Genomic DNA, 10,930 nt, shown 5'->3' on the forward strand with positions numbered 1-10,930 from the left:
TCCTCGCTTACCCGTTCTACCTCCCCGTGCCTTGGAAGTCATTGCGCACCGAGAAGCTCGATTCAAACATCGCGATATCCCCATATTGAAAGCGGTACGTCTGACCGCTATAGCTCACGCTGCTGAGCGGCTGTCCTTCAATTTCCCACATATTCGCCATTGGCGCGTCATACCGGATTTCCGGATTCGCCTTCCGCTCCTGCTGGTAGGCGCTCAGGTCAAAATGAACCATCAGGTAGCCATTTTTCAAAAATGCCGCCTCACTGCCATTCAGTGCCCCGCCGTTTTGCCTTGTCACCTCTAAAATATTCGTGCCCTTCGGCAGCACATACGGCGCGATCGGCAGGCTGTACTCCCCATACCATCGCTGCACACTCCGCAGCGCTTGCACCGCATTCACACTGGCTGGTACCTGCGAGCCGCTTGGGCCCACTAGCGTGCGGGACGCATATGACAGCTCTTCTAGGCTGTACCCTGCACTAATGACCGTTTTCCTCGTAATGTAGTGCTTCCAGAATTTCTCCCATGAAGCGCCAAATCGATTCGCTGGAGACAATAGATAATCATATTCATAGCTCGCCGTTTGGCTCAGAGAGGTCGTCGTCACCCCGCGTAGCAGATCAGCAAGCTGATACGTTCGGCTGTACAGCTCCTGATCGCGCGCCGAGCCGACTTTAATCAGCTTATTCCGTGGACCGGATACGTCGTAGTACAAGTCCACCTCCTGCGCGTTTCCTCCCTGCTTGCTCACAAACCAGAAGCTTGGCTGGATTTGGATACCTGCGTCTTTGCCACTATAGCTCCCGATGGTTTCAAAGTAGAACGAGATGGGATAGCCATTATGCGGCACCGTAGCCGCTTCTCTTGGATGCGAGCCTGGCCGAATCGGCAATAGCCGTGAGGGCTGGCTCGCTAGATTCGTTTCTTCTCGGTCCTTCGTCCGTCCACCGGATTCATAGACATAACCCGAATGCTGCTTCGAGCCTTTCGCAGTGCGAAACACCGATTCATAGCGCAGGTCGCCAATGTCCGTGATGGTGAAATCTGAAATGCGGCCTTGTACTGTGAAGAGCAGTGTACGGCTCGCTCCATAGTTCGCGAGATCGCCATTCAAATCCGTCTGATACGCCGACGAGCCATCCGGTGTATTAATCGCCCACGCCTGCGTCACCGCATCGTAGTTCCCTTCCGGTACCCACACCGGAATCCGATACGTTTGTTTGGCTGCTCCAACGGGATAATCGATCCACGTTTGCGCTGGATAGAAGGTGCTCCCGTGGTACACATCAAACGGGAATACAATTCGTTTGTTTCGCGTATATCTCGCATAGTCCCGGTCGCCGTATCCGAGCTGACTCAAATGCGGCGCCGTCTCGTCAAAGTCGACGGAAAACTCTCGTCCCAGTACAAGCACCGTTCGCGCCATATTTGGGATGACGCTTTGGTCAAAGCCCCGGTTTTCATCCGGTGCTTCAGAATCATTGACTACTGGGGTGTGGACGGTCACCGTGTTGAGCCCTTCAATCGGGAACGTTTGAACATCCCCTTCTCCATTGATGCTCAGCAGGCTCTCGTACGATAGGATGCCATCACTCGGCTCATCCCGGCTATTCGCCCGGGTGCCGGGTATGATCAAGCCACTCTCGTAGAGCACATCTTCCCCGATCTCCTCGGCTTCTACGATATCAATCGGCTCTGGGGTTTCATCGTCCTGCTGCACGTCGTCCATGATAACGGAGCCGTCAAAATCCAGACGGTCGTTCCATACCTTGATGCGCCCAACCTGCCCCTCTGCTTCTTCGGTCCAGTCCTCCGACGGCACGCTCGGGCGCTCGCTGCCGCCATCAAGCGTTTCGCCCGCCAGCACTTTCGCACTATATGGCGGCTTCTCCATATGCTCAGTCGTCACGCCCCCTTGCACATCCGGCGCGGTATAGCCATTTGGTAGCAGCGTAATCGCTCCATAGGGAAGCGCATATTGATTCAGCGTTGCTTGCTTCAGTCCCCACGCATCGAACGTCGTGATTTCCCAGTAGGCAAACGGTCGCTCCACGTCATATATATTCGTCACCGTTTCGGTTTCCTGATGGCGAACCGTTCTCGTTCTCGGATTGCCATCCGCATCAGTACCATCCGATTCCTCGGTTTCCCACTTCAACGTATACGTTTTGGACACCGGAATTTTAAACGTACAGGTGCCTGTTTCTTGGTCAAATGTATAATCGAAGAGATAGGCTTTGCCAAATACATTCGCATACAGCGCGTCACTGCTTGGAATCCCCTTGCTCACGTCGAACTGCTCCGCTCCTCGCGCATCAGCCCGAATCTCACCTCGGGCATCCGGCGTAATGGAGGTTTGGCTACGGCTTAGGCCTGGCTGCGGAACGCACATATCGGAAGCCTCGCAGCTATCTCCGGCGCAGCCCACTCTAATGACACGACTGGCAATGAGGTCATATCCATCCTTTTGCCAGCGCACGGTTATTTTCGCTGTACCCTCACGATGCGCTTCGATCGTTCCGCTCGGTGTGACACTGACAACAGCGGAACGATCTGAACTCCACACCGCCGCAGGGGGATTGACGGCATACCATGTATCTGAGCCCTCGAAGCCTTGCGTCAACACTTCTCCTCGCAGCAAGGTACTTTCACCGACTTGGGTGATTTCATCCCCTACGATTCGTATTTCCTTCGTTTGCTTGTCCTCTCCTCTCCATGTTATTTTTGCTCTAAATTCATAATCAACTATGTACTTTATTCTATTTTGTTGATTTACATTGCCTGAATCTCTACGATCAGTAATTCGTGGTCCTCCTGTTTTAACTTCATATACTAGTTTTTTACTTAAGTCTCCATTTGGGTACAGTGCAAGCCCTTCGTAGCCATAGACGTTCTCATCTGGATCTCCTCCTAAGAAAAAATGCTCGTCTCGATCATTAGAAAGATGATACTCAGTCAGACTTGCTTTAGCATGCTGATTGTTTTCGGAATCCTTAAAAACACCCGGAGCATATGGAGCCATATCCGTAACTCCTATAAAGCTGGTCCTTACAGGAAATGGAGCATTAACAGAGCCTTGATTATTCGCAACTGCAAAGCCTGGAAAGCCTGCCGCTCTCGCCTCCTCAGCTTCGGCTCTGAAACTTCCATTATCGAGTTGAAACCAAATAATTTTAGGATTCACATCATTGGTCGTTGCCACTGGATAAGTCTTTACTTGTTTTCGAACAGGGCCTGCCGGACTCACAGTAGGTGCCTGTATTGACAGAGGACGATTCACATCTGCCGCTATAATTGTACTATTGCACTCCTGTATGAACAGCGCATAAATCATTACAATACTCAAAGTAAATAAAGCACGTAAATATGTTTTCCAATAAGTAGTCTCCATCATTTCTTTACCTGTGAAGAGTAAAAATGGCTAGCGTGCCATCTGCTGCCCGAATATCGATTCCCAGATCTGAATAACCAGATTCTTGCCAAAACGTGACAGGCTCTCCGACCGGCATGAACTCAGTAAACTTTTTGTACTTATCAAACGGTGTGAAAGAATTAGGCAAAGTTGTATATCCATAGACATCAAATAAATCCTCTGCATTATGGATTCTCGAACCTGCTATCCAATTAAAGGAGCTTGAATACGCATGTGGACCATCAAATTCTACATTCGCCGTTACTGTCACCTCCGTATATGTTCTAAAATAAGGAGCTTCGGCTCTAACAAACATGTCCGCAAAAATACTACGATCTTCACTTCCCACGGGCTTAGAAGCATCCATTACTATGTATCGATGCATTTTCATAGTCCCCCTGTTGTACTTCAATGCCAAGTCTTTTTCCATAACGCTGTACAAGCTTGCTGTTTTTCCGCTAAGAGCCTTTCCCCAAGTGGCCTTCCCTAAGCTAACAGCATTGGTACCATACAAACCAACTTCCCTTAACTCATTCAGTCCTTTATAATCCTCTGCCTTACTACCCTCTAGCTTTAAATAACGGTAAATCATTACCGCCACTTCTGCTCGGGTAGTCGTATCATTTAAACCAAAGCTGCTGTCCGGTTTCCCCTTCATCAGCCCTGTTCCCCGCGCAATGGCGATGAAAGGGGTTTGGGTTTTACTTATGCCTACTTTATAGGTTTCTGTAAATGGCAGCAGGGTACCCTCTACCTCCTTTATTGCCTTCGCAAAACTGGCTTCACTTCTTACCAGACCTTGCGAAAACCATTTCGCCATGTCATATCTGGTCATCGCTTCATTCGGTTTAAGCTTTCCTCCCGGTGCATCGCCAGGTTTAATAAAGCCTGATCCAACCGCTCCGTTAATGGCACTTGCGGCCCAGTAGTTATCAGGCACATCCGTAAAGCTGACCTTGCTACCATCGTTTTTGTTTTTCGTTATGCGTACCAATACGCTAGCTAATTCTGCACGCGTAATCAGTCCATTAGGCTTGAACTTTCCGTTTGCATACCCTTTTAAGTAGCCATCTGCTACCGCCTGCTTAATCGTCCCCTCCGCCCAGTGCCCTTTAATATCTGTAAAAACAGGAGTGGAAGCTGTGCTCGCATAATTTTGTTTTAAGCTTAACGTAATGGCTTCATTAGAAGCTTTTGCTTTCGCTTGTACACCGCCACAAGTAACCAACATGCTTACTACTAATAGTCCTGCCGCTATCCCTAATTTGCTTTTCTTCATATTCAAACCCTTCCTCATTAAAAAATCCATAGTAACTTTCTGTCTAAACCTTATCTATATTTCCCTCTATAAAATCTAAATATAGCGAATGGAAAGGGAATCTTTCAGTTCCCTACATTTTCTTATCATCAACTACGAGAATGCCGTCCCTCCTCACTCACTCAATCCTTCAACGTCAAATTCTGCTGCATCTAGAGCAAAGTCTGATTATTCATCAGCATAGATTACATATATAGCCTAAATTTATGAACCTATTATTTTAAAATATATTATCCAATAAAAATCACCATTCCCTCCCGATGAGAGAAAGCTTTCGGAACTTCAAACTCTAATAATTCAATTCTTTCAATTATTTTAATTCGATTTTCTTCAGATAAATTGTCTATAGCCCATTCTTTTATTTGAGCAAGCTCTTGCTTAACAAATGGAAAATCTTTTTCAACTATATCTATACCAACTGAAAACACTTTAATCCATATTAAATCTAATTTTTCAATAGCAGGCTCCCAGCATTCTTCAAAAAAAGACTCAGTAGCTACAGGAACAAAAAACTTCTCTTCAAACTCGTCCTTTGAATCTAAAATCATGGCACTAATTGACATTACTTTTTCCCTCCAAACATTGCTTCAAAAGTGTAATCAGGAAACTCTGTCCTCAGTTGGTTAAGACTATTCTCGACAGCTCGTCTTAATTCAGGCGTGTCCCCGTCCAATCTAAAGACGAATTTACGAATATCTTTTATTTGATCTAAAGAAGGAACGTCCTGCGTTCCATTTTTAGTAGCTCGTGTAGCTGTTGCTTCCGCTATATTATTAATTCTCTTTCTCGTTTTTCCCAGTATCTGTTTATCCGTGAATTGTTGAGCTGTTTGTGCAGGTAATCCAGTACTAGGATTAATAACATCCAATCCCTTCGCTGCTTTATCCTCGTAAAAAACACCATTTTTCAAGTCAATTTCATCTAGTTCGCCAATAGGTTTCCCATTGTGATCAACAATTTCAACTTCTTTTATTGGCTTGACATTACCCTGCCCCTCAACCTTAGGAACATCAATATCCCCTTTGCCTTTCGGACCGCTATCGGACTTCCATATATTCGAGAACAAATCGCTGACGTCACCGGGGATGTTTTTTGCACTTTGGACGACTACTGTTCCTCCGCCGACCAAGAGCCCCCAGCTTGCTACCTGGATGGGAGCTCCAGCAAAAGCACCAATTCCTGTTGCATATAGAGCCGTTCCCCCTACTTCTCCACCAATTCCCCCTGCCATGGCTATAAGACCGCCTACTAACATCATGGTATCGCCCGTTACTTTCCCGAGTTGATAGCCTACCGTATCCTTAGCCAAGCCGCTTCCTTCATTATTACTCTCTACTACATGCTGCGCTAGTCCAAAAAACATCGCATCATCCACCGCCGCTATAAATCCCCCACTGAAATCATAAAAACCCTGCTTGCCCTGATTCAGTGCCGGTCCCAAATCGGCATACATGTCTTTTAACCAAGCATCGGCTTGATCATAGCCTTCTATTACGATTTGCTTACCGCTTGTTAACCCTTCACTGAGCAGCTTCTCCAACTGAGCTGTTTTTTCCTGGAACCCGTCTAATGCCTCTTTTCCTTCTGCTTGAATTTGCTTCCATCCGTCCGCTAAGCCCTGCTTTGTCTGCTCGACGGTTTGTCTCCAGAATTTCTCTAGAGCCCCTTCTTCCTTACCATCTGTCTTCGGTGTCTCGGGTTCCTTCGGCTGGGGACCATACTTACTTAAAGCTTGGCTCGCTTGCAATATCGTCAACAGGTCTTTTAAACCGCCCTTGACTTGACCTTGCTGTACATTCGTGACTAATCCTCCCGCCGCGGTTCGAATCGTTTGCTGCAGCGCATGAATTTCCTTCAATTGCACCCTCGCCAGTTCTCCCATTGGACCCTGCGTTTGCGCCATCATTACCATAAACAAATAGCGCGCATTGTCCGGCAGCGGCACCCGCGTCGTCATATCCCCTTCCAGCGCGAACGATGGATCATAGTCACACGCCAGTAGCGGCACCTGCTTGAAATAACTCGTCATATTCACGTTCGGGGCAAAATAGCTCTCTGTTACACCAAGCTCCTTCAGCTTCTCTCGGCTGATCTCCGCCTGTTTATGCATCTCCGCCATCAGCAGATGATTCCCGAACTGCTTGTACACCGCATACGCCGTCTGCGACTTTGCAATCAAATCCCGCTCGGCAAATATCGCCTCCAGCTTCATTTCCGCATCCAGCTTCTCCGCTGCAGTCGCTCCTGGCAAGCCCGCAACCCGCCGCAGCTCCTTCACCAACGGATCACTCGACCAGCGGTCCCGGCTGGCTTGCGGCAATATCCGGTCGATTAGGTTTGTCACCATCGGGCGGAAGGTGACGGGCACGGACGTGTAGCTGCCGCCACCTGTCGTCCCTACCCGCTTCAACAGGTCAAAGCGCTCCAGTCCGCTGAGCCCCTTCGCTAGCTGCTTCGCTTCCTGCGCCGCTTCCGCCTGCACACGCTCGATGCCCTTCAGCGCTTTGCTGATCACTTCCGTCATCTGCTCCGCTTCCTGCGTCAAACTCGTCAGTTGTCTCTGAATTTGCTCCAGATTACCCAGCACCGGCAAGGGGCGATCCCAGCTCGCTATCTTCCCGCTCACTCGTCGACGCAGCTCATCCGTATCTGACCCGATCTGAATCATCCGGCGCTGTAAATTTCTCACTTCATCCGGTTTAAATACGACCTGCTTACCAGCCATCTTCCCCCTCCTTATAGCAAATTAAGTATAAAAATAGCTATGCAAATTTTGCATAGCTATTTTTATATAATCTGCATGAGTTGTCTAAACACTATTTTTAAAAACTAGTATTTAGAATTTTTGAGAGCTGATGACGTTATTGGAAAGCTCTTCGTATTTATTCGAAACGTTAATCATATGCTTGGACAGTCCTTCAAGAGCTTCACCAAACTTTTTAAACGTTGGCTCCATGCCGCGAACCTGATCCATAAAATCTTTAGCCGCTTTATCGCTCCATACGGATTCCAATTGATTGATCGTGCCCATAACACTTGCCAGAAGAGCATCGAATTGCTCTTTTTGACCATGTACCTTTTGGCCTTGACCTTTCAAACCGTCATAACTCAATCTAACCTCTGCCATTATGAACACTTCCTTCTCATATAATTACTTATTTTACTTCTTTTGTATTATAATACATAAACACATTTTTATCTACACTTTTATTTTATTTAATTGAAATATTTTCTTTATGTTTTAGCATTCATTTAAAAAATAACCCTTTCTAACTGCTTCTTCCGCATCGTATATCGTTTCAATTACCGTTATTCCAGTTGACGGCACGCATTGCTCAGGATAAGCATTATGTCTGCCACTTGAAGCAATTGTACCCACCCATGCCTTACGTTGAACGACCGCACTGCCTGCGAAGGAATAAGCATCCAAGCGCTCCCCACCAGGCAGAGGATACCCTTGAATAAATGCCATAAATCCCATATCTTTGATTGACTGCTGATCAATGCCTTTAGGCAAAGTAAACTGCACAGAAAGCCCCAGCCGCTTAGCAATCTCCATATGCCTGTTAATCGCCGTCGCCATATCTTGTTCAATCAAGGATGTAATCGTGCTTTGCCTGATCTCTTTAAACTGCTCGATGGTAAGAAGCGGGGCCAGATTCGTCTGCGCACTAAGAGACTCATAGTCACCCTGATAAAAACGATTTTGGCCCTTGTCGTAGACAAGCGCGTTGTTATCCATAGTGAAATAAATGGTATTGCCATTTCGCAGCTGATACAGAAAGGAGCGTGCAGGCCAGAAAACCGAAGTCAACTCCTGCCCCCCTTCATAGCTAGCCGTGTCATCCAGCGTCACTATGACATAACCGTTATAACGAATCATGACTAGAGCAGGAATATGCAGCTTTAGGTTTTGAATAGCTACGGCATTATTTTCAATGCCAAACTTTAATGCCAAATTTTCATAAAAAACATTGATCATCTCTTGATCCAGATCTAATTGCTTTTCCTGCTGATATCTGACTGATACCGTCGTTTGCTGTGATTCCAGACGGGATAAATACGCACCCGTATCATCAACCGCAGCTTGAAAATCGTTCGTATATCGCCTATGCATTTCCTTGTTAAAGCTCTCTAAATCTTGCTTGGCATCATTTAAAACAACTAGAGGAATAGCAAGCACAAGAAATAGAAGCAGCACGCTAAGGGGCCTCATTTCTTACCATCCCCCCGTACTTGATGTTGATGGGTACATTTTGACTCTTAAATAAGAAGGTTCGAAAATTAGATGCTAGCGTCGTCCCTTTAAGGGAAAGACGCACATTAAACAAATCTCCGACGAACATATTAAAGCGGCGATTCGGATCGTCCTCGGCCAAAGCGGCGTTGCCGTATAACTGATTTAATATTTCTTTTGTATAATATCCGTCATACCGAACGTTAAAGCTGTTCTGAAACGTTGAAAAGTCATTCGGGTCTGTATAGTTTGGCTGCAGATTTTTTTTGTAATATTCAAGCTGAACCTCAAATACGCCATAGGATGCGTCCAGTGAAGAGAGGAATATTTTATAATCATACAAGTCCACATAGCCCTTCGAGCGTACCGTGTCCACAAATTCAATGGCCGCCGCATTCGCACGCTGCTTAATTTCCTCTTCAACGTTTTCCGACTGGCGATAGGCAGGATATATAATGAAAGCAAATACAAGTAAAATGACGACCACGATTCCCTTTAATGCGTCAGCCACACTTGTCCCTCCTTTCCATCAGTGACTGGCGCGAACTGCTGTAATTTGGCCATTCGTTCTCGTTACTGATAAGGTATAGCTTAATCCTGACACCCCTCGAAGATCGATTTCCTCAATATCCGTGTCAGCATCCACCCTAATGCCATCAATCGATAAAGTGTACTCGCCATTCAGAGCAAAAGGCACCATGCCAATCACCTGATCTCCGCTAATTTGATTCAGGTTTCCTGTACCTTTATATAAAGCTGAAGATACATAAGGTGTTGTGGAGTCAAGAATTGGCAGCTGCTCCAACTGGTTGCTCTCATTTTTCAAAAAGATAAAACCGCCAATCATAAAGAGAAACCAAGCAAACAAGGTGAATAAAAATTGACGTGTTGTGTTCATGGATCAACCTACTTTTGAGAAAATTCTATTAAACGGACTTCTCCATTCTTATCTTTATAGGTTTTTGAAACAAATACTGCTGTGGTGTTGATATAATAAACGCTATTCGTTTGATCCTGCATAGTTGAAACATCCACTTGTCTTTTCGTATCGTAAGAACATGCCTTTGTAGATAAGTCCACTAACAGATCTGATCCTGTTGGAATTGAGTAACAAATTGTGTAATTATTTTTGGCATAAAACCCCGTTCTATTTTCACCCGTATCAATGTAAACAGAAAATTGAGGACGGCCACTGTAGCGAGTAGAAGCATTAATAACATCCTGTCCTGATACGTCTTTATTATCATAACCGCTGAATTCTGCCTGATTAATCAGCTTCGTCTGGGCGAGCGTCTGCTCTTGCGCCCGGTTAAAATATCCATTAATTACAAGATAAATACTGACGGCCGCAGCTATAATGAGAATCGTAACGATAACTCCAATAACCCACTTTAATCCTGTTGAAATATTTTCCATTCCACTCATCCTTTATAAATATAATGGTATTTCGCACTATTGCGATCGAAAATAAATAGCCTGAATCGTGTTGTTCGCATCCTTAATCAGCGTCGCCCGGAACCGAGACTGAGGAGAGATATAATACGAGCTGTAACTGCTCGTCAAATCATCCTCATCGGCATAACAATTATAGGAGGTACCTTCCGTAACTTGCCCAGACGAATAATTAAAATTTCTGCAGGCACTCGATATTTCATCTGGCCTCATACCGAAATTGGTGTACGCCCCATTTTTATAAAACTGAACATACAGGACAAGCCCCTCATGCGTTGCATATCGTCGATAGGCGGTTACAATTTGCGAACCGCTGACGAGCTGATTGTCGTACGCCGAGTATTGCTGCTCTGTTAACTCTCTCGCCTGAGCAGCAGCCTGTCCATTGGCAAGCTGCAGCACCGGCTGCGAGGCACTCCATAAAAACATGCCGGATGTAATAATCGCCAGCGTAATAAGTATGGATATCGTTGTTTTCAGGAATACCGATATATTTTCCATCGAATTCCCT

At 46.0% G+C, this 10,930-nt stretch carries 10 protein-coding genes; all 10 read right to left on the reverse strand.

Features of this window, described 5'->3' with window-relative positions:
* Positions 1–16: 16 nt before the first annotated feature.
* Entirely contained in the window at positions 17–3,022 is a 3,006-nt protein-coding gene (locus ACSR9A_RS07960) for a DUF5704 domain-containing protein (protein WP_473756545.1), read from the reverse strand.
* A 376-nt stretch (positions 3,023–3,398) separates the two neighbouring features.
* Complete coding sequence (locus tag ACSR9A_RS07965; protein ID WP_473756546.1) at positions 3,399–4,691, reverse strand: S-layer homology domain-containing protein; 1,293 nt, start codon at positions 4,689–4,691, stop codon at positions 3,399–3,401.
* Positions 4,692–4,960: 269 nt separating this feature from the next.
* Positions 4,961–5,293 carry a hypothetical protein gene (locus tag ACSR9A_RS07970; RefSeq protein ID WP_473756547.1) on the reverse strand — a complete coding sequence of 111 codons (333 nt, stop codon included), beginning with the start codon at positions 5,291–5,293 and terminating at the stop codon, positions 4,961–4,963.
* Positions 5,293–7,455 carry a hypothetical protein gene (locus ACSR9A_RS07975; protein ID WP_473756548.1) on the reverse strand — a complete coding sequence of 721 codons (2,163 nt, stop codon included), beginning with the start codon at positions 7,453–7,455 and terminating at the stop codon, positions 5,293–5,295. Before ACSR9A_RS07975 ends, ACSR9A_RS07970 begins: the two co-directional genes overlap by 1 nt.
* 111 nt (positions 7,456–7,566) lie before the next feature.
* Positions 7,567–7,857: a WXG100 family type VII secretion target gene (locus ACSR9A_RS07980; protein ID WP_099517092.1), complete on the reverse strand. Its 291-nt coding sequence runs from the start codon at positions 7,855–7,857 to the stop codon at positions 7,567–7,569.
* Positions 7,858–7,971: 114 nt separating this feature from the next.
* Complete coding sequence (locus ACSR9A_RS07985; RefSeq protein WP_473756550.1) at positions 7,972–8,946, reverse strand: cysteine peptidase family C39 domain-containing protein; 975 nt, start codon at positions 8,944–8,946, stop codon at positions 7,972–7,974.
* Positions 8,933–9,478 carry a hypothetical protein gene (locus ACSR9A_RS07990; protein WP_473756551.1) on the reverse strand — a complete coding sequence of 182 codons (546 nt, stop codon included), beginning with the start codon at positions 9,476–9,478 and terminating at the stop codon, positions 8,933–8,935. The genes ACSR9A_RS07985 and ACSR9A_RS07990 overlap by 14 nt, the downstream gene beginning before the upstream one ends.
* 18 nt (positions 9,479–9,496) lie before the next feature.
* Complete coding sequence (locus tag ACSR9A_RS07995) at positions 9,497–9,865, reverse strand: hypothetical protein (RefSeq protein WP_473756552.1); 369 nt, start codon at positions 9,863–9,865, stop codon at positions 9,497–9,499.
* 8 nt (positions 9,866–9,873) lie between these two features.
* Positions 9,874–10,383, reverse strand: coding sequence for a hypothetical protein (locus tag ACSR9A_RS08000; RefSeq protein ID WP_473756553.1), 510 nt, complete (start codon positions 10,381–10,383; stop codon positions 9,874–9,876).
* A 36-nt stretch (positions 10,384–10,419) separates the two neighbouring features.
* A complete protein-coding gene (locus ACSR9A_RS08005; protein WP_473756554.1) occupies positions 10,420–10,920 on the reverse strand; it encodes a hypothetical protein in 501 nt (166 codons plus the stop codon).
* Between the last annotated feature and the right edge of the window lie 10 nt (positions 10,921–10,930).

The sequence above is a fragment of the Paenibacillus sp. R-74696 genome, assembly GCF_055814915.1.

Coding starts and splice junctions, on each gene's coding strand:
- ACSR9A_RS07960 (WP_473756545.1), bottom strand. CDS start 3,022: ATGGCTCCATATGCTCCGGGTGTTTTTAAGGATTCCGAAAACAATCAG.
- ACSR9A_RS07965 (WP_473756546.1), bottom strand. CDS start 4,691: ATGAAGAAAAGCAAATTAGGGATAGCGGCAGGACTATTAGTAGTAAGC.
- ACSR9A_RS07970 (WP_473756547.1), bottom strand. CDS start 5,293: ATGTCAATTAGTGCCATGATTTTAGATTCAAAGGACGAGTTTGAAGAG.
- ACSR9A_RS07975 (WP_473756548.1), bottom strand. CDS start 7,455: ATGGCTGGTAAGCAGGTCGTATTTAAACCGGATGAAGTGAGAAATTTA.
- ACSR9A_RS07980 (WP_099517092.1), bottom strand. CDS start 7,857: ATGGCAGAGGTTAGATTGAGTTATGACGGTTTGAAAGGTCAAGGCCAA.
- ACSR9A_RS07985 (WP_473756550.1), bottom strand. CDS start 8,946: ATGAGGCCCCTTAGCGTGCTGCTTCTATTTCTTGTGCTTGCTATTCCT.
- ACSR9A_RS07995 (WP_473756552.1), bottom strand. CDS start 9,865: ATGAACACAACACGTCAATTTTTATTCACCTTGTTTGCTTGGTTTCTC.
- ACSR9A_RS08000 (WP_473756553.1), bottom strand. CDS start 10,383: ATGGAAAATATTTCAACAGGATTAAAGTGGGTTATTGGAGTTATCGTT.
- ACSR9A_RS08005 (WP_473756554.1), bottom strand. CDS start 10,920: ATGGAAAATATATCGGTATTCCTGAAAACAACGATATCCATACTTATT.